This is a genomic window from Parabacteroides sp. AF17-28 (assembly GCF_003479205.1).
Classification (GTDB): domain Bacteria; phylum Bacteroidota; class Bacteroidia; order Bacteroidales; family Tannerellaceae; genus Parabacteroides; species Parabacteroides acidifaciens.
Genome location: NZ_QUGV01000008.1, coordinates 65,315 through 92,241, shown reverse-complemented (window position 1 = coordinate 92,241; position 26,927 = coordinate 65,315). Strand labels below are relative to the sequence as shown.

The window sequence follows — 26,927 nt, the reverse complement described above, 5'->3', positions numbered from 1 at the left end:
TGTCTGTTTATTTTGGGATGTACATCAGGTATCTTATATATAGCAAAGGGAAGAATACTCCGTTAGAATATCCTCCCCTTCGATTATTTGATACAATACTGATTATTGTGCTTTTGCCTGAGCACCACGAGCGGCACGAGTCAACTGAACGGCGCAGACAACTGCGTTCTTAGCGTTTATCAGTTCAAGACCTTCGAAGTGCAATGAACCAACCTGCATAGTCTTTCCTAAGCCCAGGTGGTCAACATTGATAAATAATTTTTCGGGGATAGCAGTGTAGATCGCTTTTACTTTCAGCTTTCTCATCTGCAGGCTCAACTTACCACCGGCTTTAACACCTTCAGCGTGACCTTCCAGAACAACCGGAACTTCCATTACAACCGGTTTCTTATCAGATACTTCCATGAAGTCCATGTGCATGATAGCATCTGTTACAGGCTGGAACTGGATGTCTTTTACGATAGCCATCGTCTTTTTGCCGTCGATAGTCAATTCTACGACAAAGATTTCAGGAGTGTAAACCAGGTTACGAACACTGTCTTTTGTGATGATGAAGTGAGTTACTTTTTCACCGCCGTACAGTACAGCAGGGATTTCGTTGTTCTTACGCATAGCTTTCAAAGCTCTCTTCTGGTCTGCAGAAGTAGCTGCTACTTCTCTTGACTTTCCTTCTAATTGAAATGTCTTCATTCTTTTTTAATTTTTGTGTTACTCAAAATTAGATGTTTATGCTTTCTAATTTCCCATCACACGTACGGGGGTTAAAAGCGGTGCAAAGGTACGATTTATATTTATATCTGCAAAATCTTGTCTGCATGAAATTTTAGTTCCATGGGCATGAAACTAAAATTCCATAGGCATGGAACGGAAGTTTCATGCCTATGGAACTAAAAAGGCATGCCGGTTCAAAAATGGAATCCCTTTTGTCGGAGTAAAATTTCCGTGTCGTCCCAAAGTTGTTTTTGCTGAACATGGTGCAGGATGCGTTCCGGAACTTTTGTCTCTTTGCAATTGGCATAACAACGACCGCTTTTCTCTTTCGGTTCATCCGATAGGGCGAGATGGATGGCTGTAGCGGCTCCTTGTGCCGGCGTTTTGATAAACGGGCGGAAGAAGATGTCAGTCAGCGGGTCGAACCAGGCTTTCATCGTGATCATATTGGTGCTGACGATTCCCGGATCCGAAGCGTTTACCGTAATTCCTTTTTCCCGGATCCGTCCGGCAAGTTCTTGTGTGAACAGCAATAAAGCCAACTTGGTATTTCCGTAGACCGGGATGCGGGAGAAACGTCCGCTCTTTCCTTTCTCAAAGAAGTCGGGACCGATCTTACCGATGGCATACGTACAAGATACCGTGTTGACGATACGGCAACCGGGTTGCATCAGCGGTAATATTTGCCGGGTGAGCATGTAAGGCGCCACGTAGTTGACGCTTACGATTGTTTCCAGCCCATCCTCGGTTCTGCGTACCGGAGTGGTCAGGATTCCGGCATTGTTTATCAAACGGCTGACAGGGCGGCCTTCTTTCAACAATTGGGCGGTGAAGGTGTTAACGGCCGACAGGGATGCGAGGTTGGCAGGACGTACTTCTATCTGCGTGTTTCCGGTCTCGTTTTTGATCCGTTCGCAAACAAGGGTTGCTTTCTGCGGGTTGAGGCAGGCCATGATCACCGGATAGCCCTCTTTTGCGAGCGCTGTCGTGATGACTTGTCCCATGCCTCCGTCGGCACCGGTTATGATGGCTAATCCTTTTTCCATTACTTATATTCCAGTTTTTCTATTTCTTTGATGATACTTTTGGGTAAGTTCTGAATATGTTTGTGGCAAGCCATTTCGATGGAATACATGCGGGCGATGCAATAGTTGCTATGTCCGCAGTCGCAACGGGCATGCTCGTCTTCCTTCATCTTATTGACGAATGAAGGGTCGTTCAGCAAGGCGCGTGCCATACTGACAAACTCGAAACCGTCGCCCAGGACTTCGTCTATCTTCTCGCGTGAGATCAGTCCGCCTACATACACAAGCGGCATTTTCAATGCAGCCCTGAACTTCAGCGCGTCTTCGAGGAAGTAAGCCTCTTTGAACGGCTCGGACGGGATCATGAGGCGTCCGGCCATTTTAACGCCGATCGGCAGCCAACCGAAAGGCATATAATGCGTCATCGTATGGATCGGCATCGCACCGCGCATCACATACATCGGGGCACGGCTGACGAAACCGCCGCTCAGCACCAACGCCTGCGCTCCGCATTCGTCCTGCAGGGTGCGGGCTACTTCGATCGTTTCGTCGAGTTCCATTCCGCCTTTGAATCCGTCGCGCATATTCACCTTGACCAGTACGGCCATATCCGAACCGGCTGCTTTCATCACTTCGTCCATGCACATTTTCATGAAACGCATCCGGTTTTGCAGGCTGCCGCCATATTCGTCTTTCCGGTGATTGGTGTAAGGAGAGAGAAACTGGCTGATCAGGTAGCCGTGTCCGGCATGTATCTCGACTGCATCCATGCCGGCTTCGCGTGCCAGATGTACGGCCTGCCCGAATGCTTTGGAGATCGCTACGATTTCGGAGGGTTTCATGCCCCGGACAAGCGTAGGGGAGTAGATATTGAAACCGCTGGATGCTGATATAGGCGTACATCCGCAGATATTTTTATGGGACATGTTCCCGCAATGTCCGAGTTGTACGGAAGCGGCTGCACCTTCTTTATGGATCGCATCGGTGATACGTCTTAATCCCGGAATGATCTCCGGCCGCATCCACAATTGCCTTTCAAAGGAAAGTCCGCTTTGGGTGACGGCCGCATAAGCTAATGTCGTCATTCCGATTCCGCCGGCTGCCACTGATGTGTGGTAGTCGTATAACATATCGGAAGGCGCATTTCCCGGACACATGCTTTCGAATGCTGCCGCCCGTATTGTCCGGTTCCGCAAGGTCAACGGCCCGATCTTCGCAGGTGTGAATAGAACAGATTCTTTTTCCATAACTGTATGTGTTTATCTTTCAATATATAAAAGGGATCACCCGTTTCCGGTTTCCCAGTTCGTTTCCAAACATAGCTTTATATTTATGATAGATGGTGTTGGCGCGAGGCACCAGATTGGCAAAGGTCCACCAGGCGAACACGGCTCCGCTTGCGCTCCAGGTCAGGATGGCAAAACCGCACCATTCCACTATTTCGCCGAAATAATTAGCCGAAGTTACATAGTTGAACATTCCTCCTTTGGGCAGGTAATGCTTTGTGTCGCCCGGTTTGCGCAGATGGCGGACGATATGGTCCGAATGAATATTGATCCCCATGCCGGTGAAGAAAAGGATTGTCCCGATGATGAATTGCGGACTGTATAACCAGCTTTCGGTGTACATATCTTGCGGGGCCAGGTGGAAAATCCATTCTCCTTGCATATATCCGTTCAATATGTTGAAAGTAATCCCCATCAGCATAATTCCCGCCGGCATCTTGCTATTGCCTTTTATCAGTAGAGGGAAGATAAAAGCCCGCTGGAAATAATGCAGTTCGAAGAACAGGAATATCAGCAACGGCACCGTTTCAAACTGCCTTTCCGAGCCGCTCCATAATAGGAACATCACGATGAAAACAGGTGCTTCCATACAAATCCAGGCAATCCGGTTCGGTATCGGAAAGCCCCATTTCTTGTCGAACAGCATTCCGTAGCCGGCTTCTACAAAGTAGAGCGTGATGAAAACAATGGCGGCAATGGCTGCCATTACAATTAGAAATAAGGTGAAATGTTCAGTCGTCATCATCATAGTATGTTGATAATTTGTATCCTTTTCCGTGAATGTTCACGATCCGGATTGTCGGATCGTCTTGCAACAGTTTGCGCAACTTGGTGATATAGACATCCATACTGCGGGCATTGAAATAGTTGTCGCTTTTCCAAATGACTTGTAGGGCCTGCATCCTGTCTATCGTCTGGTTGGCATGCTGGCACAAGAATGTGAGCAAGTCTGCTTCTTTGGTTGTCAACTTGGTCGTTTTGTCTTCGATAGACAAGAGCTGCTTTTGTATGTTGAATCTGAACTTGCCGAAGATGTAGATTTTTGTCTCTTTTCTCTCTTCCGGATGATAGCGCTTTTGTATCGCTTTCATACGTGCCAGCAGGATTTCAAAGTCCAGCGGCTTACGTATCACGTCATCGGCATGGAAAGAAAATAATAAACTGATATCTTCTCTGGTTGGGTGATCACATAAGAAAATAACAGGGATTATTTTCTCCGAACTCTTCATCATAGCGACAAATGTTCGCGTTTCTTTTACGGCCAGATTATTATCTAAAATACAAAAATTGAAATGACCGGAGAGGAAACTCTCGTACGCGGTTGTTTCCTGGTCAAATACCTGTGAGTCGTATCCGGCGGCTTTCAAATTGTCTTGAATAATAGCTCCCTGGTCATTGTCTTTACTAAAAATAAGAATGTTTGAGTGATCGTCCATTATCTCCTTTTATATTGTTTTTTCGATGTTCCAGACGAAAGCCCGTAACCCTTGGGCTTCTGTCTTTTGATCCATCTGGCGAAGTATTTCCAGGAAATTGTCGACCTTTTCATCGTCCACCATTGCCAGGATTGCCGAGTTTAATGTCGGCCAGGCATGGCTTCCGTAATGAGGTTCACCTGTTTTACTGCCACGTCCCTGCACTTCGTCCCAGTATGTGAAGCCCCGGATATTATTTCGGTCCATCACACTAAGGATCATTTCGTAATATGCTTGATTAAATGATACAAATATAGCTTTCATATATGTTATTTCTATTATAATTTACTCTTTTTTTTAAATGTATATTCATCTATATGCTTAGATAGCATACTGCTTATCTCTGTAGATGACATATTATTCATCCTCTTAGATAGGGTATTATCTATGTTGTAAGATAATACCTTATCTAAAAGAATAGAGCTTTATTTATCTGCTTTTTGCCAGCTTCCGCCGTCTGCGGCGAACTCCGTTTCCGGCAAATACACTGTACACGACCGGTACGATCACCAACGTGATCAAAGTGGATACCGAAAGTCCCCATGCCACCGTCATACCCATCGAGCGCCACATTTCCGAACCTTCGCCTGTCCCGATGGCCATCGGGATCATACCTAATACGGTTGTCAGCGTAGTCATCAATACCGGGCGGAGACGGGATTTACCGGCTGCCACGACTGCCGTCAGGATTCCCATGCCGCGTTCACGGCAAAGGATCGTGTAGTCGATCAACACAATACCATTCTTTACTACGATACCCATCAACATAATCAGACCGATCAGTGCCATAACACCCAATGGAGTCTGTGTTATTGACAGTCCCAGGATGATACCCGTAAAGGCAAACGGTATGGAGAACATGATCACAAACGGGTCTGTCAACGATTCGAACTGGGCGGCCATTACGATAAATACCAGGATAATGATCAGAATCATCAGGATGGTCAGGTCGAAGAACGTATCCATCTGGTCTTCATACGTACCGCCTAACTGCCAGCTTACATCCGAAGGAATATCCATTTGCTTCAGCTGGGCGCGGGCGGCAGTTACGATATCACTCATCGCCGCACCTTTTCCGACTACGGCCGAAACGGTGATGATACGCTCGCGGTCTTTACGTTCGATAGTCGGCGGAGTCATGCGTTCGACGACTTTTCCCAAGTCGCGGATGCGGATTCCCTGGCCGGAAGCATTGTAGACCATGATGTTCTCGATGTCTTCGACCGACTGGCGGAATTCGGGCGCATAGCGGACTTTGATGTCATACTCGTCGCCGTCTTCACGATATTTAGATGCGGTAGAACCGTTGATGCGGTTACGAAGCGCCAGCGCGGCTGTCGTAATGTTCAGGCCGTTTATCGCCAACTTCTCACGATCGAAGTCTACCTGATATTCGGGAATATAGTCCTCACGGCTGATATTGACCTGCGAGCAGCCTTTTACTTTACGCATCCGTTCGGCCAGTTCAGCTGCCACTGCATCGGTACGGCCGAAGTCGAAACCGTAGATCTCGATACTGACGGCATTCTGTCCGCCCATACCTTCTTCCTGTCCGCCTTCGATCACTTTGAATGTCTTGATCTCCGGATATTTGGCCAGATCTTTACGCATCTCCTCGCATATCTCGACCATACCGCGTTCACGATCGCCGACGCTCAACATATTGATATAGAAGTCGACGATATGTGTTCCGTTATTGCTTAACTGCGCCCAGGTGTTGTCGGAATCGGCCTGTCCTTCGGTGAAGTTACTGGTCTTTATTTCCGGATATTTCTGGCGGAACAGTTCGTCTATCTCCAAAGCTAACTTACGGGTGATATCCTGGCGCGTGCCGACCGGCAGTTCAAGATGGACGCTGATCTGGGCATTATCCTGAGTCGGGAAGAACTCCGTCTTGATCGTCGGAACCAGCATCATACTGCCGGCAAAGATCAAAGTTGCCCCTGCTATCACGGTTTTTCTGTGACGTACCGCCCAATAAAGGAAGCGGGAATAACCATGATCGAGTGCATCCAGCGCCTTTTCGATCGGAGTGAAGAACAGGACATACAGACGCCCTTTGTTCGGATTCAGCCTGAGCAGTTGCGAACTCAACATCGGTGTCAGCGTCAAGGCTCCGACCGTAGATACAATCATGATGATACTGACGATCCAACCCAATTGCTTGAACAAGATACCCGCCATACCCGTCACCATTGTCAACGGTAGGAACACCGCCAACATCGTCAGGGTGGAAGCGACAACAGAGATTGCCACCTCATTGGTCGCATGGACGGCCGCCTGTTTCGGTGCGCTACCCCTCTCGATATGGGTCGTAATGTTTTCCAATACCACGATCGCATCGTCCACAACCATACCGATCGCAATGGAAAGGGAGCTCAGCGAGATAATATTCAGTGTGTTGCCCGATGCCAGCAAATAGGCGAACGAGGCAATCAACGAGATCGGAATGGTCAGGATGATGATAAACGTCGCCCTCCAACGTCCGAGGAAGATGAATACCACTAACATAACGATGATGAAGGTGATGAAGATCGTCTCTTTCAAACTGTCGATTGTATTCAGAATGTTAGTCGAAGTATCCATGATAACTCCTAACTTAACATCCGACGGAAGGCTTTCCTGGATTTCCGGTAACCGCTGGTGTACCTTTTTGGCAATGTTCACCGAGTTGGCTCCCGATTGCTTCTGGATCACGATCATACCGCCCTTCTTTCCGTTGTTGAAAGTTTCCTGTGCACGTTCTTCGATACTGTCCTCGATACGCGCAACGTCGCGGAGGTAAATCGTTTTATTGTCCTTGTGCCCGATGACCAGGTTGTCCATCTGGTGGGCGTCCGTAAACTCACCTTGCACGCGGAGTGCATAAGCATTGGAACCTATATCCACGCTTCCACCCGGCGTATTCCGGTTTTCCTGTGCGATGATGGAGGAGATGCCTTCGATCGAAATGCCGTAGGCTTCCAGCTTGTAAGGATCGCAATAGACTTGTATCTCGCGTGTCGGCGTACCGGAAATAGACACAGCGCCTACGCCGCTGATACGGGCCAACGGGTTTGAAACCTTATCATCCAGTATCTTGTACAGGGCATTTGTGCTTTCTTCCGCCGTAACCGACAGGATAATAATGGGAATGTCGTTCGTACCGAATTTGAAGATAATGGGATTGTCCACATCATCCGGCAGCATCGGTTCGGCCACGTCCAGTTTATCGCGCACATCATTTGTCGCCACGTCGATATCCGTACCATAGTCGAACTCGAGTGTGATGATCGATATGTTTTCACGTGACTGTGACGTGATGTGTTTCAGGTCGCTGACACTGTTCAGCACATTCTCCAACGGTTTGGAGACGTTCATCTCGATATCCGCAGCACTGGCACCGGCGTATGAGGTCATGACCATGATGGTGTTTGTCTCGATCTCCGGCAGCAAGTCCACAGATAATCGGGTTAATGAAAAAAGACCGAAGATAACGATTGCCACAAAGACAAGGGCGGTCGTAACTGGCTTTTTTACCGCTGTTGCATATAAGCTCATAGTATTTTTCTCTTACTTTTCGATTTCTACTTCCATTCCGTTGTTCAGGCGGCTTTGGCCGGATACGACTACCTGGTCGCCGCTGTTGACACCTGAAATGACTTCATATTTGTTACCCATACGACGTCCGAGTTGTACCTTTTCATAGGAAACTTTGCCATCTTTATATACATATATATAACGGTCGCCTGCACCTGACTGTTTTACGATGGACAAATCCGGAGCGACTACATGGTTTTGCGTACCGAAGCCCATTGTGACACGGGCGAACATACCCGGACGGACACGTTCGTCGCTGTTGTCTATCTTGATTTCGACCGGGAACGTACGCGTGTTCGAGTCGATGGTCGGGTAGACCAGGTTGACTTTCCCTTTGAAGACCTCGTCGCCGTACACATCCAGCCGGATATCGACCTCTTTTCCCTTCTTGACTTTTGTGAAGAGGCTCTCGGATACGTTGACCATCAGTTTGACCGGACGGATCTGTTCTACAGTGAAAATAGGCGAACCTCCGTTGTACATGTCGCCGCTGTCATAATTGCGGGCGGTCACGATACCTGTCACCGGGCTTAGCAACTGCGTGTTCTCCTCCAGGTTCTTGTAGGCTGCACGGCTAACGTCCAACTGCGTTTTCTGGGCATCCCAGGCCGATTTGGAGGCGCCGCCTACTTTGTACAGTTCGTCGATACGCTTAAATTCCAGTTCCTGGTTGTCTAATTGTATTTTAGTCTGTTTGAGGTTCGTCTCATCCATTTTGACTAATAGTTGGCCTGCTTTTACATGGTCGCCCACTTCGGCAAACAGTTTAGCGATGCGCACCGGTGTCTGCGGGGCTATATTGTTAGAGATGTTGGCTTCGACAGTTGCCGTAAACTCACTGATCTGCTCCACGTCCTGTGCCGAAACGGTTTCCACTCTTACGAGAACCTTGTCATTGGTTGTCTCTGCCTGCGCCGCCTCTTTCTTTTCTCCTGAGCAAGACAGCAGTAAAGGCAAAATGAGAAGGGATATGAAGTGTTGTTTTCTATTTGTTTTCATATTGTGATGTATTATTCTGTATGTATTTCTGTTTCTTAAAACTCTTGTTGGCCCAATACTTTTTCCAGGTCTGCTTTTGCGACCATATAATCGTAAATAGCTTGGTTGAAATTTAGTTTGGCCTGCGTCAGCGCCAGCTCCGAATCATTCATTTCAAGCAGCGTCCCGGCTCCCGTATCGTATCGCTTTTGTGAAATCATATAACCCCGTTCGGCCTGTTCCACTCCCTTTTGCGAAGCGTCGAACCGTTTGACACAAGTGTTCATGTTGTCCACATATTGCTTGATGGCCAGTTGCAGGTTCCGCTGCGTATCTTCCCGCTGGAGGTTGAGTTGTTCGATAGAGTTTCTCGTCTGTTTGATTTTGTAGAACTTGCTCCCGCCGGAAAAGATCGGAATCGAAAGGGAAACGCCGATCATCGAATAAGGATTCCACAGATAGTTTTTAAACTTGAAATCATTGTTCATCGCTGTCCACTGGTACATCCCCGTGAGCGAAAGCGTAGGCAGATAATCGAATTTTTGCATCGTCAACGTCTTATCCAACTGTTTGGCCTGCAAGTCCATTTGCCTTAAATCCGTGTTATCGGCCAATGTCGTATCTGTCGACATGAAATCGCCGAACAGGTCCGATTTGAAATCGGTCAGTTGTCCTTCGCACTTGATGTTTATGTCCAGGTCCATGCCCAGCAATGCTTTCAGTTGCCATTTGGCAAGCACCAATGCATTTTCAGCCTGCAGCATATTCGGTTCGCTGTTCTTCACGGTAACGTTTGCACGTATCAGGTCGTATTCGGCAACTGTTCCCTGGTCGAATTTCTGTTTGATGTCCAGATAATTCTCCATTGCGTTGTCGTAGCTTTCTTTGAATACGCGGTATGAGTCATTAGCAAGAAGTACGCTGTAATAGCTTTTCTTTACCTGGTTGACCATCGCTATCTTGGAAGAACGCGCCTGCTCGATAGCCATTTCCACGTCGACAGCCGAAATACTCAGGCTTTTCCACAGGGCTGCGTTTACAAGCGGTACAGAAGCGTTGAAGCCGAGACTCCAGTTGTTGTCACGCCCCACTTCGATCCCTTCGTCCATGCTCGGCATGTCTTCCATCCCCGGTATTTCCGTACTTCCCATATCGAAACCGTCCATATACATCACCTGCTTTTTCAGGGTGCGGTTGTAGTCGGCTGCGAAACTGATTTGGGGAAATAAAGAGGCATAAGAACCTTTTTGCGCATATTTTTTCTTTTGGATTTCCTTATCTGCCACTTTTACGGTGGGGTTCTCGCTCAGCGCAATCTCCAGGGCTTTCCCTATGTCAAGGACAAGTGTGTCCTGGGCTTTGACAGGGATGAAGACCAGTGCGGACAGTGATACCAGTACGATCCGCATCATCTTTTTAGTAATTAAGATTTGTTCCATTTAAAGTAAATTTGATTTTAAATAAAATCACCTGTTCAGTCTAATTGTTTGTGAATATGTTTTTGTAAATAACGGTCTAAAATAGCAATTCCTTTTTCCGTGGATATTCCTCGCAGAAAGGCAAACAGAATCGTGTTGTACACTTCAGCAACGGAATGATTCGAGAGGGCGTCGGACGGGCGGATCATTTTAGCCTGCTCTTTAGCCAATAACGCTACAATCTCGAAATTGACATTTGGCTCGAAAACCCCTTCTTTGGCACCTCTTGACAGTAATTTGATGCACTTTTTCAAAAACCGGGACTTTTCTTCTTCCGTCTTTTGCATCGCTTTAGGATAACGTTTCAAGTCGTCATAAAACTTCTTGTTAAACCAGCGGGGACGCTTCATCAGTTCTTCATAAAAGAGCATAACGACATCCAATGCTGTTATCGGTTCGGATTCAAGTTGCTTCATGTAGACTCTCATCTTATTGTAGCTCATGCTGAGACATTGCATCAGTAGTGTTTCCTTATCTTCAAAGAGTTCATAAAGAGTCCGCTTGGACATACTTGTGCTACGCGCAATGTCGTCCATGCTGACATTCTTTATCCCATGCTCGGAAAATAAGTCGAATGCCGTTAACATTATTTGTTCTTTCAGAATCATTGATTTGAATGATTATTTTGAATGCGATCAGATGCTGCAAAGGTCTGTCTAATTTAGAAAACTAAAAAGGTTTATTCTGTTACGGAATTAGTCGAAAACGAAAAGATACGGGGAAATGTATTCTTAAAAAACCGTTATTCATTGGTAAAAAATGAAACTTTACTGTGCTTAATGAAAAAATGTTTATCTTTGCAAATGTATGATTAGTAAATATGTAGAGATGGAAAAGCTTCCTTTGATAGAGTTGGCGGAACTAAATAAGAGCATCATATTCCGTGATAGTTTTCAGGATATATTTTCGGTAGCGGATCTGGACGGCAGCATTGAATTTGGGGATGTCGACGCCCCGGAACGTTATGCCCCGATGAGGCTGGATGCACTTTTGATGGTCCTGACCTTTGAGGGTACGCTCGAGATCAGCCTGGATTATGTGCCTTATACGATTAATCCGAATACTTTTATCACGATCATGCCGACGCATGCACTTCAACTTAATAAAATCAGTCCGGATTTTAAAGGCCGCCTGCTGATTGCTTCCAAAGAATTTCTGGATGACTGCAATACCAGCTATGGCAACCGGAACCATTCGATTGCGAACTATATGGAAGTCCGCAAAAATCCTTGTACCGAGCTTGAACCCGAAGAAACTCAGAAATTGGAGGAAAGCATAGGTGTTATACAGGAGAAGATGAAGGAACGGACGCATTTTTATCAGAAAGAACTGGTACAGAACGCCTTTATCGGCTTCCTGCTGGAGCTGGCGAATATCCTGTTAGGCAAAAAGGATCGTCTGATCCGGCCGACTCTTTCCCGCAAGGAGGAATTGTTCGAACAGTTCCTGCAATTGTTGTTCGAGCATTGCAAAGAACAGCATGTGGTCACTTTTTATGCGGAAAAGCTGTTTATCACACCGCAATACCTCTCACTTATCCTGAAAGAATTGACCGGCAAATCTGCTAATAAATGGATTGACGACGCCCTGATCGTCGAGGCTAAAATTCTGTTGAAAGCCCCGCAGGCCACTGTTCAGCAGGTTGCGGATGTCCTTCATTTCTCCGACCAGTCCACTTTTGGAAAGTTCTTTAAAAAACATATGGGGATTTCCCCGATGGAATACCGTAAGTCCTGAGACATACGGTATTCTTTTTCTTTGTTATCTTTTTCTGAATTTATACCAGTTGATCAACTCGGATATTCCGTAGATCAGGCAGGCAACGCCGAAGATCACAAATGTGTTGGCCGCCGCCCCGAACGGATAGGCGAGAATCATAATACCGGTTATCAGGATCAATGCCGGTATGATATAAAAGCCGTAAGGCACGATACTCCATTTACGGGCCGAAACAAGCGAATATATCTGCTGTGCCCCTGCAATAACCAGCAAAGCTCCCAGGATATACATTAATATACTGACAAAAAACTGCGGCATGATCACTAACCATGCTCCGAACAGGATGCTGCCGGCGCCGTCGATCGGAAACATCGGACTGGGTTCGCCCTCCACCTTCTCACGGGTGAAATAGTTTAAGAGCGAGAATATCCCGGGTATGATAAAACAGATTCCGATTGTAATAACCAGATAAGTGACAGCCGCTTCCGGCCAAAGAACCAAAACAAGCCCCATTACGATCGCAAATATGCAGCGCAGGACCGAACCATTTAAACCTTTCATATAAATTGTATTTAGAATCTATCTTTTTTATATAACAACGAAGGTACGTTATTTTCTTCTGAAAGTAAAGAGAAAATTGATTTTCCCGGTAACCCGTCCGAGTGAAATAGACAGTTCCGGTAAGTTTCAGAAAGCAGGCTTGCCGGACACATAAACAAAAATAAACGCTAATTTGAAAACCTTTTGAGAAAAAGACTGTTTCATTGCCTTTGTAAAACGAACAAATGGCTTATATTTGCAACGTGTGTACGCACACCTCATGAACCTGTGTAAAAAATAACAAATGAATTATGTCTTATTCTAATTACTATGCCGCTTCCGGGCTTTTTCATGGATCTATGTCGTCGGTAATGGGAACACAGTTTGACATTCTGATGGTCGGCAGTGATTCCGCGCTGCTTGGCACGGTTTGGGAAAAGGTCGAGTCGGAGGTCCGGCGGTTGGATAAGATGTTGAACCGCTTTGATCCGGAAAGCGAGGTGTCGTTTGTCAATCGGGAAGCCGGGCATTATCCGGTATCGGTAGGTGAAGAACTTTGGGATATATTGCAGAACTGCAAGCGTTATTATGAATTGACGGAGGGATATTTTGATATTACCTTGCAAGGATTTGATCAGTTATTGCTTACGGAAGAAGACAAGAGCATCTTTTTCTTCTCCGAGTCTTTACATATCGATCTTGGCGGGTACGGGAAAGGATATGCGCTTGTAAAAATACGGGAATTACTGGAAGAAAATAGGGTCGCTAAAGCGCTTGTGAATTTCGGAAACAGCTCGGTGCTGGCTGTCGGCACGCATCCATGCGGGGCGTATTGGCCTGTCGGGCTCGATAATCCGTTCACGAAAGAACGGGTGGCGGATCTGAAACTGTGCGACAGTTCGCTTTCGACATCGGGCAACATGCCTTCACATCCGCGCCACATCGTAAACCCGCATACCGGGGCGTTTGTGGAAGACAAGAAAATGGTGTCGGTTGTCGCGAAAGATCCGGTGGTGGCGGAAATATTGACTACCGCTTTTATGATTGCCGATGAGGAGCGTATTCCGGAAATTGCCTCGCAATTTGATATTTATGAAAAACATGTATATAAGTTATGAAAAATGATGAGAATTCAGTCAATTTAAGCCGACGGGACTTCTTCAAGGAGCTGGGAATGATCGGTGGAGGCGGTGCGCTGCTTTCCGCATTTCCTTGGTTGCAGTCCTGCAGTGCTGACGACAAAGCGCTGATCGCCAAGGAGAAAGTGCGGATCGGTTTTATCGGTACAGGTTCACGTGGGCAATACCACCTGAATAACTTGAAGACAATCCCTTATGCCGATGTGGTTGCCTTATGTGATAATTATCCTCCCCATCTGAAAGAGGCTTCCGCGCTTTATCCGAAAGCAAAGACGTATGATGATTACCGGAAGTTGCTGGAAGACAAAGATGTACAGGCTGTCATGATTGCCACGCCCTTGTTTGAACATGCGCATATCACAATCGATTCCCTGCATGCAGGCAAGCATACGTTCTGTGAAAAGTCGATGGCGATGACCTGTGCGGATTGCCTGGATATGTATAATGTATTCAAGGAATCGGGAAAAGTGATGTTTATCGGCCAGCAACGTTTGTACGATCCTAAATATGTGAAGGCGATGGAGATGATTCATGCCGGTCTGTTGGGCGAAATCGGTTCGATACGGGCTTATTGGTTCCGTAATAATGACTGGCGCCGTCCGGTTCCTTCACCCGATTTGGAGCGTAAGATTAACTGGCGTTTATATAAAGAATACTCATGCGGTCTGGTGACCGAGTTGGCGACTCATCAGTTGCAAGTCGGTAACTGGGCGTTGAAAATGCTGCCTGAGAAAGTAGCCGGTATGGGTGATATCGTCTATTGGAAAGACGGCCGCGATGTATACGACAGCATCAACTTGATCTATCATTACCCGAACGGCGTGAAGATGACTTACGAGTCGATGATCGCCAATAAGTTCTATGGCCTCGAAGAAGAAATCTTAGGCAGCAAGGGAACGATGGAACCGGAAAAAGGCAAATATTATTTTGAAGATGCCGAGCCGGCTCCCGGTATCCTGCAACTGATCAACCAGATCGAACATAAGATGTTCGACAATGTTTCGTTTGCCGGTCCGAGCTGGGTGCCTGAAACGGCGTCGGTCAATAAGGGGCATCTGATTATGGACAAGGTGACTTCAATCAGCGGACAGTCGTCTGTCGGCGCTGCAGGTGACGGTTCCGTCGAGTTAGTTACCGCTTTTTGCGAGTCGGCTATTACCGGGAAACCGGTTCCAAACCTGGTGGAAGAAGCCTATTATTCTTCTGTGCTCGGCTTGTTAGGCCTGCAGGCGATAGATGAAGGACGGGTGATTACTTTCCCGGATGAATATAAAATACCGTATCTAAATTTTGCATGATTATGAAAGACATCTTATTAACTGTAAAGAGACAAAAAACGGAAATTAAGGTTTTCTGTGTTTGTATCGTGCTTGCTTATCTGATGAACATCATTGCGATCATTGCATACGGTACAAGTTGGTCCGAACTCTGGACACAATCCTTATGGATGCTGCTTATCACTTGCGGCTTTTATGGATTGTCAATTGTGCTTCGCCTGCTGTATTATGGAATACGGCAGTTAAGGAAATAATCTTCCATGCCCATCCATCCCAAATTTCATGCCCATGTAATTCAATTTTCATGGGCATGAAATTTATTTCTTCATTCTCTCCCCCTTTTGCATGATTCGTGAATGTTTTTGATTGATTTCTTATCATGTCTTTCTGTCGGATTACTTTCCTTTGTCCTATAATTCTGATTAGACATGAAAAAGACAATTTTACTATTCTCAATTCTACTGGCGTCGTGTGCCGGAGAGCAGACGCAGGAGATACAGACGGTGGAACGTCTGTCCACAACATCTCGAAATGACTATTATGTAAGTAACCGGTCGCCTTTGCAACCACAGCAATTTATTAAGCTGCCTGCCGGAAGCATCGAACCCGAAGGCTGGATACGGGAACAGATCGAATTACAGAAAAACGGCCTCTGCGGCCATCTGGGAGAGATCAGTGCCTGGTTGCAAAAAGGCGACAATGCCTGGCTGAAGAACGGAGGCGAATGGGGCTGGGAAGAAGTGCCTTACTGGCTGCGCGGTTATGGAAATATGGCTTATGCGCTGAAAGACGAGGCGCTGCTCAAGGAAACAAAGTTTTGGATAGAAGCCATCCTGGCAAGCCAGCGGGAAGACGGCAACTTTGGCCCTGTCCACCTGAATAACGGCAAGCAGGATTTCTGGCCGAACATGATTGTCCTCTGGATCATGCAATCTTATTTTGAATACACGAATGACAACCGGGTGATCGATTTCATGGCGAATTATTGCCATTATCTGCAAACTGTTCCGGATGATGCTTTCCTTTCCAGTTATTGGGAAAACAGTCGCGGCGGCGATAATCTTTGGAGCGTGGTCTGGCTGTACAACCGTACGGGCGACGAATCCCTTCTTTCGCTGGCCGATAAAATCCACCGGAATACGGCTGACTGGACGAAGTCGACACAACTTCCGAACTGGCATAATGTGAATATCGCCCAGTGTTTCCGCGAACCGGCCACTTATTTCCTGTTTACAAAAGACTCGGCCATGCTGGATGCCACCTATAACGCGCAAAGCCTGATACGCCGCGCTTTCGGACAGGTCCCGGGTGGAATGTTCGGAGCGGACGAGAATGCCCGCATCGGTTTCTTCGATCCCCGGCAGGGAACGGAGACTTGTGGTTTTGTGGAGCAGATGGCGTCCGACGAGATTATGCTCCTGATCAGCGGCGATCCTTATTGGGCTGACAATTGCGAAGATGTGGCCTTTAACAGCTATCCTGCCGCTTTGATGCCGGATTACCGGGCGTTGCGTTATCTGACTTGTCCGAATATGGTCGTCAGCGACTCACGCAACCACCATCCGGGTTTGGACAATCGGGGACCGTTCCTGGCAATGAACCCGTTCAGCAGCCGTTGTTGCCAGCATAATCATGGCTTCGGTTGGCCTTATTATATGGAACATTTGGTATTGGCAACGCCGGATAACGGAGTGGCAGCCGTTCTCTATAACGCTTGTAAAGCGAATGTGAAGGTGGGCGACGGAACGGAAATCACGTTGCATGAACAGACAAATTATCCTTTTGAAGAAATGACACGTTTTACGGTCGGGACACCCAAAGCAATTTCTTTCCCGTTCTATCTCCGCATACCTTCCTGGTGTAAGAATGCTTCTATCCTGATTAATGGCAAGCCGCAACAGGCAACGTTGGAAGCCGGGACTTATGCCCGTATCGAACGGGAGTGGAATAATGGTGACGAGATTGTGTTGAACCTTCCGATGGATTATTCCGTCCGTCAATGGCAGGTGAACAAGAACAGTGTCAGCGTCAATTACGGCCCGCTTACGCTCTCGTTAAAGATAGATGAAGAATACAGGCAAGTTCCGAGTACCGAAACGGCTGTCTGGGATTCCAAATGGCAGGAAGGCGCCGATGCTTCCGCTTGGCCGACTTTTGAGATTCATCCGGCAAGCGCGTGGAATTATGCTTTGAAAGTAAAGTCTCCCATAACATTGCAGCGCAAGAACTGGCCGGCTGATAATAATCCGTTCACCTTGGCATCCGTCCCGATGGAGTTCAAAGCCCAGGGCCGTTTAGTACCGGGATGGAAAGTTGATGAATACGGACTGTGCGGCGTTTTGCCTTACGAAAACGCTCCTAAATCCGACCGCCTGGACGAAATAACACTGGTCCCGATGGGAGCAGCCCGTTTGCGCATATCTTCGTTCCCGGTGGCGGAGTGAGGTCTCAAATTTGTCAAATAATGAATCAATAACGGATAAAGACCGGTCCTCTATTGCATGTTACGGTTGTCTTCTTTGCATGTCACAACTGTCTTCCTTCTATGTTACAGTTGGATTTCTTTTGTTTCACGGCTGTAACATGAATAGCGGGTAGGTATGGAAGGGGTACACATTCCGCATCGTTCATTCTATCTGCCGGGTTATTCATTCCTTTACGGCACTATAACCCCATGAAGGACTGCAATACCATTTCGCAGGCGATCTTTACGAGTCAGGACCTTCACGCTTGCTTATAAGAATATTTGAACCTGTAAATGATAAACCATTCTATTTGTCACCGACTAACAGTTTAATATACTCCGTCGGACTTTTTCCATACTGCTTCTGGAAGCAGGTGGAGAAGTAGGCCGGGGAAGAGAAGCCAACCTGGAAAGCGATCTCGTTGATGCGGTTCTCACCGTTTTGCATCAGCAGGATCGCTTTCTTTAACCGGGCGATCCGGATGAAATCGTTGGGGGAGAGGCCCGACAGCCCTTTTACCTTGCGATAGAGGCTGGAGGTGCTCATGCCCATTGTGTCGGCAAGCATTTCGACGGACAGGGCCTCATTGTTGAGGTGCTCTTCCAGATAATCGTTCAGTTTGCGCAGGAAAATATCGTCTACCTGTGAGACAGCCAACGTTGCAACCGGGGCAAGCGGTTTTTCGAGATATGTCTTGTTCAGCAATTCCCGGCTTTTCAGCAGGTTGCCGACTTGGGCCGTCAGCAGTTCGATGGAGAACGGTTTCTCCATATAAGCGTCCGCCCCCGTGTTCAATCCTTTCAGACGCGATTGCAGGTTATGTTGGGCAGTCAACAGGATAAAAGGAATATGGCTGATGTTGACATCGTTTTTCACCTCATTGCAGAGTTCGAAACCATCCATCAACGGCATCATGACATCACTTATAATCAGATTGACCGTTTTCTTGCGAATCAGGTCGAGGGCTGCTTTTCCGTTTTCAGCTTCCAACACCTGGTAAGTCTCTGCCAGCTCGCGGGCGATGAAACGGCGCATATCGTCCTGGTCTTCGACGATCAGGATAACCGGTTGTCCTGTTTCGGGCAAGGTGATCATTTCCGGCTTTTCTTTTTCGTTATCGGTTTTTATCAGGAAGCTGTCTTCCTGCTGTTCCGGTAACATAAGGACAAACTGGTTCAGCCTGTCTGCCGTTTGTCGGTAGAAGAGCTTGCCCCGGTGAAACTCCGTCAGGGAGTGGGCCAACGACAGGCCGATGCCGCTTCCCTGCTGGTTTTCTGTCTCTTTCAGGCGGTAGAATGGGCTGAATATGTTTTCCGCTTCACTTTCGGGAATCAGATGGCCGTCATTGGTGACAAGGATCGTGAACATCCTTTCTTCACCTGCCGGCGGTAATAGTTCGAGCGATATGCGGCTGTCCGAATACTTCAGTGCATTGCTGAGCATATTGCTGACAATCTTGGCAAACGCTTCCCGGTCCAGACAAGCCTCGAAAGGAATCTCCGGCAGCTTGACGGTGAAGCTCTTGTTCTCTTTTTCGAAAGCCGGACGGAACGGATGCAGGATCGTTTCGAGCCAAAGTACAACATCGGTCGAGACATAGTTCAGTTTGAATCCCCGGCTTTCCGTCTTACGGAAATCTAACAGTTGGTTGCTGAGGTCCAGTAGCCGTCCGGTGTTTTTCTCGATAATCTCAAGATTTTCCCGGGTGGCGGGAGTACCGTCTCCGGAGCGAAGGATTTTCTCTAACGGCGCTTTGATCAGCGTCAGCGGTGTCCGTATCTCATGCGTGATAAAGGTGAAGAACTGTATTTTGGCATTATAGAGTTCTTTCTCCTTTTTGCTTTCGAATATTTCGCGGTTGATCCGGTGTTTCTCTTCTAACTTTGCCTTTTTGTAATTATACCAAAGCACGATCAGCAGGCACAGGATCAGGAAATAGATGAGCAGTGCCCATCCCGTAGCCCAGAATGGCGGTGTAACCGTGATCCTGAGCATAGTCTCGTTGTCCTGCCAGACGCCGCTGCTGTTGGTCGATTTGACACGGAAAATATATTTCCCGGGCGATAGATTGGCAAAGGTCACATCTTTGTTTTGGTTCATATAGATCCAGTCTTTGTCGCTGCCTTCCAGTTGATAGGCATACTGGATGGCGTCCGGTGAAGTATAGCTTAGGGCTATGTACGAAAGGGTGAAGGTCGAGCGGTTGTAAGGCAGTTCCAATTCGCCGTTTTCCATGATCCGGTTGACATTATACTTGGGAGCGCCGATGCGGTCGTCCCGTACGAAAATACGGGTGATGCAAAGGGGAGGAGAGGAGGGATCTTCCTTGAAATCGCGCGGATTGAAAGCGATCATGCCGTTGATAGTTCCCATGAACATGGTCCCGTCGGGCATTTGGTAGGAGGAGCAATAGTTGAACTGTGTTTCGGGCAAGCCTTCCGTGTAGGAGAATGTCTTCATTACATAAGTTTCCGGATTGAAACGGACCAATCCGTTGGCTGTCGCGATCCAGAAGAAGTGTTCCTCGTCTTCCATAATGCGGTGTACGATATTGCTGGGAAGCCCGTTCTCCACCGTGATGCGGTTGAATGAATCCGACTGGTCGTTATAGAGGGAAAAACCGTAGACGGTCGATACCCAGATACGTCCTTTCGAATCTTCGAAGATGGAAGTGACATTATTATCGCCGATAGTCTGGGAACGTTGCCGGCTTGCCTCGTAGCGCGTGATCTTTTTGTCTGTGCCCGAATAACGATAGGCACCGGTTGTCGTAGCGATCCAGATGTCACCTTTTGTGTTTTTATAGATTTGGCGGACCATTGACCGTATTTCTGCCCCCCACGGGATAAAACGCCCTTCTTTCTTTTGGAAGAGGACGAGCCCATCTGAAGTCCCGATCAGGATTTCATTGTCCGACAATTTGCAGAAGCAGAGCACAAAATCCGATGGCAGCCGGTTTTGAGTACCGGCACGCGTATATCGTTTGACGATTTTTCCTGTCGGGATGTCCATCAGGTCGATTCCCGTATTGAACGTGCCGATCCACAGTTGGTTTCCGTCGGCAAGCAGGCCGTGGATGTTGGTAGCCGACAGCGGATGGGTAGGATTGCTGCGTGAGAAGTTCGTGATCTCGCCGGTTGCCGGGTTATAGCGATTGATCCCATTGTCTTCGGTTCCTAACCAGAGGTTACCGTATTGGTCGGGACAGATTTCCCGCACGGCATTGCCCAGCATCTTGGGATGTGTTTTTCCCCCGATAAAATAGGTAAAGGGAAAATATTCTTTAGGCAGATAGTTGATCCCTCCGAAGAATGTCGTAGCCCACATGCCGCCCTCGCGGTCCCTTGTCACCGAGTAGACGGCGTTGTCGGAAATGGTGTATTCGTTGGTCAGCGATTTCTGCAGATGCGTAATGCTGCGATTTGCTATATTAAAGATGTGGATACCGGATTCGGAAGCGATCCAGTAGGTGTTTTTCCCGTATTGCGTAATGTCCCGCACTTGTATGTCCGGGATAATCGTTTCCACTTTCCGGCTGCGTTCGTCGTAAAACTTGAGTCCGGCCCGGTCTGTTCCCACCAATACACCCCAGTCAGGCACATGGCAGAGCGCGGAGAGGCTGATCGGGGTTTCTTTTTCTTTTTCTGTCAGGATCGGGATGCGGACGAATTTGTCGGTCTCCGGTTTGTAGAAGCACAGGTCGTAGTGTCCGGCCAGCAATGGCTCGCCCTCTTCGGTCATCGTGATGTCCACCGGATTGATATCTTCCCCTTCGGGGTAAAAATGCGGACTTTTTTCGCCCGATACTTCATAGCGGGCGATCCGGTTGTAGCTTATCAGCCAAAGATTCCCTTTCTTGTCTTCCCGGATTTGCTGGAAATATTCCGGTGCGTTGTCGCTGTCTGAAAATGTTAGCGGATGGAAAGAATCCGTTTTATAATCGTAGTAGCAGGTATAAGAGTTCGTACACACCCACAGCCTGTTTTTCGAATCTTCGAAAAGGCTGATGATGCGGTCGTTCGGCAAGCTCTCCGGGTCGTATGAGTTATAGCGGTAGATACGGAAATTATGGCCGTCGAAACGGTTCAGCCCGTCATCTGTCCCGAACCACATGAATCCCTTTTTATCCTGGAGGGTGCAATAGACAGTGTTGTGCGACAGCCCTTGCTTATTGGTATAATGCCGGAAATATAAGTCGTGAGCCTTGCCCGGTACGGGAAAGAGCGATAGAAGCGCGAGGATCGTAATAAGAAGAAATCTCATAAGATGTTGTGTTTCTCTATTAGTATAGGGCAAAAGTAAGCAAAAAATCAGTATGGAAACGGGTTTTGATTGATATTTGAAAGGTTATGATTGATGCTTGAAAGGGGGTTTGAGGGGTGAAAACTACCTTTGCGCTGTCAGTGAATATTAAATGTTGTGTTTTAATAAATATAAAGAAAGAATGAAGAGAACCGCTCTGATACTAATGATTTGCTGCCTGTGGGTGCTGAATGTGTCCTGCGGTTCAGGAGATTTATTTCAGCCGGATAAGAAGAACGCTTTACGCGCTCCTTCTTATCCGCTCATTACAATTGATCCTTACACCAGTGTGTGGTCGTTTGCGGACAAATTGAATGAAGATGCCACCCGCCATTGGACCGGAAAGGAACAATCCCTGTTAGGTGTTCTCGAAGTCGACGGAACCGCTTATCGTTTTATGGGAAAAGAAATTCCGGCGGAAAACGCTCCGGAACGTTTTGCGACAGCGGCTGTCCAGCAGTCGGTGAATGTCCTTCCTACACAAACCTATTATACCTTTGAATGCGGTCCCGTATTGTTGGATCTTGTTTTTACCGCTCCTTTATTGTTGGATGATCCGGACCGGATGTCCACACCCGTTAATTATATATCCTGGCAAGTGCGTTCGGCTGACGGAAAAGAACATAAAGTCCGGGTGGTCGTGGAAGCATCGCCCGCCTTGGCTGTTCATTCGGCAGAACAGGCAGTTGTGGTTACCGGCGAAGAAGAGAACGGCATTTCTTATCTGAAAACAGGAACAGTGGAACAAGCTGTCTTGGCGCGTAAGGGAGACGATGTCCGTATCGATTGGGGCTATTTCTATTTGGCGGCTCCGACAGAGGTACAGACCGAAATGAAAATAAGCGACCGGAACCAGCTTGTTTACAGCCATGATCCGGGCTCTGTATCGGCATCACCCGCCACCGGTTTCCTGATGGTTGGCTATGACGACCTCTATGCTATCCAGTATTTTAAGGATAACCGCATGGCTTACTGGAAACATAACGGAGAAAAAAATATCCGGCAGGCTTTTGAAGAGGCCTCCGCGCAGTATCGTTCGCTCATGAACCGTTGCCGCCGTTTTGACAACCGCCTGATGGAAGATGCGGAAAAGGCGGGAGGAAAAGAATATGCCGAACTTTGTGCCGTGGCTTACCGGCAGGCGATCGCCGCGCATAAACTGGTGGAAGATGCCGAGGGCAATCTGCTTTTTCTTTCCAAAGAAAACTTTAGTAACGGTTCGATCGGCACGGTGGATGTGACTTATCCGTCCGCCCCTCTGTTTCTGCTCTATAATCCGGAACTGCTGAAAGGCATGTTAACCCCGATTTTCTATTACAGCGAAAGCGGACAGTGGAACAAGCCTTTTGCCGCACACGATGTCGGGACTTATCCGCAGGCGAACGGACAAACCTACGGAGGCGATATGCCGGTGGAGGAAAGCGGCAATATGCTGATCCTGACTACGGCCATCGCCCTGCGCGAAGGAAATGCCGAGTATGCCCGCCGGCATTGGGATGTGCTGACCGTTTGGGCGAACTATCTGCTGAAAGAAGGCCTGGATCCCGATAACCAGTTGTGCACCGACGACTTTGCCGGTCACTTCGCCCATAATGCCAATCTGTCCATCAAAGCGATTATGGGAATCGCCGGATATGGAAAACTGGCCGGTATGCTGGGGGATCAGGAGACCGCTGAAAAATATATTTCCGCCGCCCGCAAGATGGCGAAGAAATGGACGATGATGGCGGATAATGGTGATCACTACCGCCTGACATTCGACCAGCCCGACACCTGGAGCCAGAAGTACAACCTGATCTGGGACAAACTCTTCGGAATGAATATATTCCCCGACGGAATTGCGGAAAAGGAAATGGCCTATTACCAGACTGTCCAGCAGCCGTACGGGCTTCCGCTCGACAGCCGCAAGACTTACACCAAATCGGATTGGATCGTTTGGACAGCTTGCCTGACAGACAATCCGGATGATTTCCGCCGGTTGGTTTCCCCCGTTTACAAATATGCAAACGAGACGGAGACGCGTATGCCTTTGAGCGACTGGCACGAGACGACTAACGGCCGTTCCGTCGGATTCCGCGCCCGTTCCGTTGTAGGCGGCTATTTTATGAAGATGCTGGAACAACAGATGTATAAGCCTTCTGCCCGTCCGCAACAGACGGAACAGCCAGTTGCCGAAGCAAAGCGGACATATCGCAATCCGATCATCGATTACAGCCTGCCCGATCCGACGATCATCAAGGCTGCCGACGGCTATTTCTATGTCTATGCCACCGAGAATATCCGCAACACGCCGATCCACCGTTCCCGTAACCTCGTGGACTGGGAAGAAGTCGGGACCGCTTTTACGGAAGAGACACGTCCGACCTTTGAACCGAAAGGCGGCCTTTGGGCGCCGGATATCAATTATATCAACGGACAATATGTGTTATATTATTCAATGTCCGTATGGGGAGGCGAATGGACTTGCGGCATCGGTGTCGCCACATCCGACAAACCGGAAGGGCCGTTCACGGATCATGGACCGCTGTTCCGTAGCAAGACAATTCAAGTTCAAAATTCAATAGACCAATTTTACATGGAAGATAACGGGAAAAAGTATCTCTTCTGGGGTAGTTTTCGCGGTATCTATGGGATAGAGCTGTCGGACGACGGCCTGTCTATCCGGGACGGAGCCATCAAACAGCAGGTTGCCGGAACCGCCTACGAAGGTACTTACATCCACAAAAGAGGCAATTATTATTATCTGTTCGCCTCGATAGGGAGTTGTTGTGAGGGATTGAAAAGTACCTATACCACAGTCGTAGGCCGCTCTGACAACCTGTTTGGCCCGTACACCGACAAGCAGGGTCAGCCGATGATGGAAAATCATCACGAAATATTGATTCATGGCAATGAGGCGTTTGTCGGAACCGGCCATAACTCCGAAATCGTCGCAGACGATCGGGGCAACGACTGGATCCTCTACCACGCCGTGAGCCGTGCAAACCCGACAGGCCGTGTCCTGATGATGGACCAGGTCCGTTGGAAAGACGGCTGGCCGGAAGTCGAAGGGGCAACACCTTCATTGGAGGCGGAAGCACCCACTTTTTTAGTTGAAAATTGAAAGTTGAAAGATAATTCATAAATCATAAATTCGTAAATCATGAAAAAGACGTTGTTAATATGTTGTGCTTTGGCACTGGCTTTGGGCGCACAGGCCCAATGGAAACCGGTTGGAGATAAGATTAAGACGCAGTGGGCGGAACAGGTGAATCCGGCAAATGTCCTTCCCGAATATCCCCGTCCCCAGTTGGAACGTGGCGACTGGCAGAACCTGAACGGTGAGTGGGAATATGCCATCAAACCGGTTGGTAATGCCGAACCGGCTGCTTTCGATGGCAAGATATTAGTTCCTTTTGCTGTCGAATCTTCCCTTTCCGGTGTTCAGAAAGAAGTTGGCGAAAACAATGAACTGTGGTATAAACGCACTTTCACGGTTCCTTCTGCCTGGAAAAATAAAGATATTGTTTTGAATTTCGGTGCAGTAGACTGGAAAGCCGATGTTTTTGTGAACGACATCCTGGTTGGCACTCATCAGGGAGGCTTCACTCCGTTCTCTTTCAATATCACCCCGTATCTGACCGGCAAGAGCGGCCAGAAATTAGTTGTCCGTGTATGGGACCCGAGCGATAAAGGATTTCAGCCGCGTGGAAAGCAAACATCCCGTCCGGAAAGTATCTGGTACACGCCTGTGACAGGTATCTGGCAGACTGTCTGGTTGGAACCGGTTGCTTCTGCACATGTGACTTCAGTGAAAGCAATTCCTAATATCGACACGAATACATTGAATGTAACAGTCGGCACTTCCTGCAACTGCCCTTCCGGCATCGTGACTGTAAAACTGTTGGATAAAGGCCAGGTTGTCGCTTCGGCTAAGGGTGTTCAGGGCAAGGAACTTCGCCTGAATGTCCAGAACCCGACACTTTGGAGCCCGTCCAATCCGTATCTGTACGATATGACGGTTTCATTGGCAAAAGACGGCAAAGTGCTGGACGAAGTGAAATCCTATACAGCTTTCCGTAAGATATCTTCCAAACGCGATGCAAACGGTATCATGCGTATGCAGCTGAACAATCAGGACCTCTTCCAATACGGCCCGCTGGATCAAGGCTGGTGGCCTGACGGACTTTATACGGCTCCGACTGACGAAGCTCTGTTGTACGATGTCAAGAAGACAAAAGACTGGGGTTTCAATATGATCCGTAAACACGTGAAAGTGGAACCTGCCCGTTGGTATTATCATTGCGATAAGGAAGGTATGCTCGTTTGGCAGGATATGCCGAGCGGTGACATGGGTAACAGCTGGGCGCCTCACACTTACAATGGTGGAACAGACAAAGACCGTACGGCTGAATCCGTTGCCAATTATTATCAGGAATGGAAAGAGATCATGGACTTGTGTGTCTCCAATCCTTCTGTTGTTGTCTGGGTTCCTTTCAATGAAGCATGGGGGCAGTTCGATACGGAAAAGGTGGTTGAATGGACTGCGTCTTATGATCCTTCCCGTCTGGTGAATCCGGCAAGCGGCGGTAACCATCGTTCTTGCGGCGATATCCTGGATTTGCATAACTATCCGGCTCCCGATATGTATCTGTTCGATCCGCAGCGGGTAAACGTGCTCGGTGAATATGGCGGTATCGGTCTTCCGGTGGAAAACCATTTGTGGTGGAACAAACGCAACTGGGGGTATGTACAGTTCAAGAACAGCGCAGAAGTGACAGCCGAATATGTGAAGTATGCCAATATCCTGAAAGATTATGTGAAACGTGGTTTCTCGGCTGCTGTCTATACGCAGACAACCGATGTGGAAGGCGAAGTCAACGGCTTGATGACATACGACCGTAAAGTGATCAAGATCGACGAAGCGGCCGTACGGAAAGCAAACCAGGCAGTTATTAACGAGTTGAAATAAAA

19 protein-coding genes are annotated in these 26,927 nt (G+C 47.9%); 7 read left to right on the top strand and 12 right to left on the bottom strand.

Translation table 11 applies throughout. The features are described 5' to 3' along the window. Positions 1–102: 102 nt before the first annotated feature. The 10 genes from DWW90_RS07660 to DWW90_RS07615 form a co-directional block, all read right to left on the bottom strand. Positions 103–690 (bottom strand): 50S ribosomal protein L25/general stress protein Ctc, encoded by a 588-nt coding sequence (locus tag DWW90_RS07660; RefSeq protein ID WP_115498173.1) that lies wholly within the window; start codon positions 688–690, stop codon positions 103–105. A 215-nt stretch (positions 691–905) separates the two neighbouring features. Beyond that, entirely contained in the window at positions 906–1,757 is an 852-nt protein-coding gene (locus DWW90_RS07655; protein ID WP_122344551.1) for an SDR family oxidoreductase, read from the bottom strand. After that, complete coding sequence (locus DWW90_RS07650; protein WP_115498175.1) at positions 1,757–2,983, bottom strand: NADH:flavin oxidoreductase; 1,227 nt, start codon at positions 2,981–2,983, stop codon at positions 1,757–1,759. The genes DWW90_RS07655 and DWW90_RS07650 overlap by 1 nt, the downstream gene beginning before the upstream one ends. Positions 2,984–3,002: 19 nt before the next feature. Next, complete coding sequence (locus DWW90_RS07645) at positions 3,003–3,764, bottom strand: DUF1295 domain-containing protein (RefSeq protein WP_199662183.1); 762 nt, start codon at positions 3,762–3,764, stop codon at positions 3,003–3,005. Continuing rightward, positions 3,754–4,458 (bottom strand): response regulator transcription factor, encoded by a 705-nt coding sequence (locus tag DWW90_RS07640; RefSeq protein ID WP_122344549.1) that lies wholly within the window; start codon positions 4,456–4,458, stop codon positions 3,754–3,756. The genes DWW90_RS07645 and DWW90_RS07640 overlap by 11 nt, the downstream gene beginning before the upstream one ends. Before the next feature lie 9 nt (positions 4,459–4,467). Then, entirely contained in the window at positions 4,468–4,761 is a 294-nt protein-coding gene (locus tag DWW90_RS07635; protein WP_115498178.1) for a PG0541 family transporter-associated protein, read from the bottom strand. Between the two features lie 165 nt (positions 4,762–4,926). Next, positions 4,927–8,037, bottom strand: coding sequence for an efflux RND transporter permease subunit (locus tag DWW90_RS07630; protein ID WP_122344548.1), 3,111 nt, complete (start codon positions 8,035–8,037; stop codon positions 4,927–4,929). A gap of 12 nt (positions 8,038–8,049) precedes the next feature. Continuing rightward, positions 8,050–9,075, bottom strand: coding sequence for an efflux RND transporter periplasmic adaptor subunit (locus tag DWW90_RS07625; protein WP_122344547.1), 1,026 nt, complete (start codon positions 9,073–9,075; stop codon positions 8,050–8,052). Between the two features lie 35 nt (positions 9,076–9,110). Further along, positions 9,111–10,493, bottom strand: coding sequence for a TolC family protein (locus tag DWW90_RS07620; protein WP_122344546.1), 1,383 nt, complete (start codon positions 10,491–10,493; stop codon positions 9,111–9,113). A gap of 35 nt (positions 10,494–10,528) precedes the next feature. Then, positions 10,529–11,140, bottom strand: a complete 612-nt coding sequence (locus tag DWW90_RS07615; RefSeq protein ID WP_115498182.1) for a TetR/AcrR family transcriptional regulator — start codon at positions 11,138–11,140, stop codon at positions 10,529–10,531. A 220-nt stretch (positions 11,141–11,360) separates the two neighbouring features. Here DWW90_RS07615 and DWW90_RS07610 point away from each other — a divergent pair, with 220 nt between their 5' ends. After that, entirely contained in the window at positions 11,361–12,269 is a 909-nt protein-coding gene (locus tag DWW90_RS07610) for an AraC family transcriptional regulator (protein WP_115498242.1), read from the top strand. A 24-nt stretch (positions 12,270–12,293) separates the two neighbouring features. Here the strand turns inward: DWW90_RS07610 and DWW90_RS07605 are convergent, their stop codons facing one another. Next, the gene (locus tag DWW90_RS07605; protein WP_115498183.1) at positions 12,294–12,812 is read right to left on the bottom strand and encodes an HdeD family acid-resistance protein; all 519 of its coding nucleotides are present in this window, start codon (positions 12,810–12,812) and stop codon (positions 12,294–12,296) included. Between the two features lie 290 nt (positions 12,813–13,102). Here DWW90_RS07605 and DWW90_RS07600 point away from each other — a divergent pair, with 290 nt between their 5' ends. The 4 genes from DWW90_RS07600 (at position 13,103) to DWW90_RS07585 (ending at position 17,651) form a co-directional block, all read left to right on the top strand. Beyond that, a complete protein-coding gene (locus tag DWW90_RS07600) occupies positions 13,103–13,909 on the top strand; it encodes an FAD:protein FMN transferase (protein ID WP_122344545.1) in 807 nt (268 codons plus the stop codon). Continuing rightward, complete coding sequence (locus DWW90_RS07595) at positions 13,906–15,228, top strand: Gfo/Idh/MocA family protein (RefSeq protein WP_122344544.1); 1,323 nt, start codon at positions 13,906–13,908, stop codon at positions 15,226–15,228. The genes DWW90_RS07600 and DWW90_RS07595 overlap by 4 nt, the downstream gene beginning before the upstream one ends. Positions 15,229–15,230: 2 nt before the next feature. Further along, the gene (locus tag DWW90_RS07590; protein ID WP_115498243.1) at positions 15,231–15,461 is read left to right on the top strand and encodes a hypothetical protein; all 231 of its coding nucleotides are present in this window, start codon (positions 15,231–15,233) and stop codon (positions 15,459–15,461) included. 174 nt (positions 15,462–15,635) lie between these two features. After that, on the top strand, positions 15,636–17,651 hold the full coding sequence (locus DWW90_RS07585) for a beta-L-arabinofuranosidase domain-containing protein (protein WP_122332289.1): 2,016 nt from the start codon (positions 15,636–15,638) through the stop codon (positions 17,649–17,651). A 327-nt stretch (positions 17,652–17,978) separates the two neighbouring features. Here the strand turns inward: DWW90_RS07585 and DWW90_RS07580 are convergent, their stop codons facing one another. After that, a complete protein-coding gene (locus DWW90_RS07580) occupies positions 17,979–21,935 on the bottom strand; it encodes a hybrid sensor histidine kinase/response regulator transcription factor (protein ID WP_122344543.1) in 3,957 nt (1,318 codons plus the stop codon). A 181-nt stretch (positions 21,936–22,116) separates the two neighbouring features. On the opposite strand from DWW90_RS07580, the gene DWW90_RS07575 reads away from it, so the two are divergent. Together DWW90_RS07575 and DWW90_RS07570 are read left to right on the top strand one after the other, a co-directional pair. Then, positions 22,117–25,077 (top strand): family 43 glycosylhydrolase, encoded by a 2,961-nt coding sequence (locus DWW90_RS07575; protein WP_122344613.1) that lies wholly within the window; start codon positions 22,117–22,119, stop codon positions 25,075–25,077. A 39-nt stretch (positions 25,078–25,116) separates the two neighbouring features. Further along, a complete protein-coding gene (locus DWW90_RS07570; protein WP_122344542.1) occupies positions 25,117–26,925 on the top strand; it encodes a glycoside hydrolase family 2 protein in 1,809 nt (602 codons plus the stop codon). The last annotated feature ends 2 nt before the right edge of the window (positions 26,926–26,927 follow it).

What these genes read in the sequence shown, in the direction of transcription:
- DWW90_RS07660 (WP_115498173.1), bottom strand. Translation starts at nt 690, where the DNA reads ATGAAGACATTTCAATTAGAAGGAAAGTCAAGAGAAGTAGCAGCTACT.
- DWW90_RS07655 (WP_122344551.1), bottom strand. Translation starts at nt 1,757, where the DNA reads ATGGAAAAAGGATTAGCCATCATAACCGGTGCCGACGGAGGCATGGGA.
- DWW90_RS07650 (WP_115498175.1), bottom strand. Translation starts at nt 2,983, where the DNA reads ATGGAAAAAGAATCTGTTCTATTCACACCTGCGAAGATCGGGCCGTTG.
- DWW90_RS07645 (WP_199662183.1), bottom strand. Translation starts at nt 3,764, where the DNA reads ATGACGACTGAACATTTCACCTTATTTCTAATTGTAATGGCAGCCATT.
- DWW90_RS07640 (WP_122344549.1), bottom strand. Translation starts at nt 4,458, where the DNA reads ATGGACGATCACTCAAACATTCTTATTTTTAGTAAAGACAATGACCAG.
- DWW90_RS07635 (WP_115498178.1), bottom strand. Translation starts at nt 4,761, where the DNA reads ATGAAAGCTATATTTGTATCATTTAATCAAGCATATTACGAAATGATC.
- DWW90_RS07630 (WP_122344548.1), bottom strand. Translation starts at nt 8,037, where the DNA reads ATGAGCTTATATGCAACAGCGGTAAAAAAGCCAGTTACGACCGCCCTT.
- DWW90_RS07625 (WP_122344547.1), bottom strand. Translation starts at nt 9,075, where the DNA reads ATGAAAACAAATAGAAAACAACACTTCATATCCCTTCTCATTTTGCCT.
- DWW90_RS07620 (WP_122344546.1), bottom strand. Translation starts at nt 10,493, where the DNA reads ATGGAACAAATCTTAATTACTAAAAAGATGATGCGGATCGTACTGGTA.
- DWW90_RS07615 (WP_115498182.1), bottom strand. Translation starts at nt 11,140, where the DNA reads ATGATTCTGAAAGAACAAATAATGTTAACGGCATTCGACTTATTTTCC.
- DWW90_RS07610 (WP_115498242.1), top strand. Translation starts at nt 11,361, where the DNA reads ATGGAAAAGCTTCCTTTGATAGAGTTGGCGGAACTAAATAAGAGCATC.
- DWW90_RS07605 (WP_115498183.1), bottom strand. Translation starts at nt 12,812, where the DNA reads ATGAAAGGTTTAAATGGTTCGGTCCTGCGCTGCATATTTGCGATCGTA.
- DWW90_RS07600 (WP_122344545.1), top strand. Translation starts at nt 13,103, where the DNA reads ATGTCTTATTCTAATTACTATGCCGCTTCCGGGCTTTTTCATGGATCT.
- DWW90_RS07595 (WP_122344544.1), top strand. Translation starts at nt 13,906, where the DNA reads ATGAAAAATGATGAGAATTCAGTCAATTTAAGCCGACGGGACTTCTTC.
- DWW90_RS07590 (WP_115498243.1), top strand. Translation starts at nt 15,231, where the DNA reads ATGAAAGACATCTTATTAACTGTAAAGAGACAAAAAACGGAAATTAAG.
- DWW90_RS07585 (WP_122332289.1), top strand. Translation starts at nt 15,636, where the DNA reads ATGAAAAAGACAATTTTACTATTCTCAATTCTACTGGCGTCGTGTGCC.
- DWW90_RS07580 (WP_122344543.1), bottom strand. Translation starts at nt 21,935, where the DNA reads ATGAGATTTCTTCTTATTACGATCCTCGCGCTTCTATCGCTCTTTCCC.
- DWW90_RS07575 (WP_122344613.1), top strand. Translation starts at nt 22,117, where the DNA reads ATGAAGAGAACCGCTCTGATACTAATGATTTGCTGCCTGTGGGTGCTG.
- DWW90_RS07570 (WP_122344542.1), top strand. Translation starts at nt 25,117, where the DNA reads ATGAAAAAGACGTTGTTAATATGTTGTGCTTTGGCACTGGCTTTGGGC.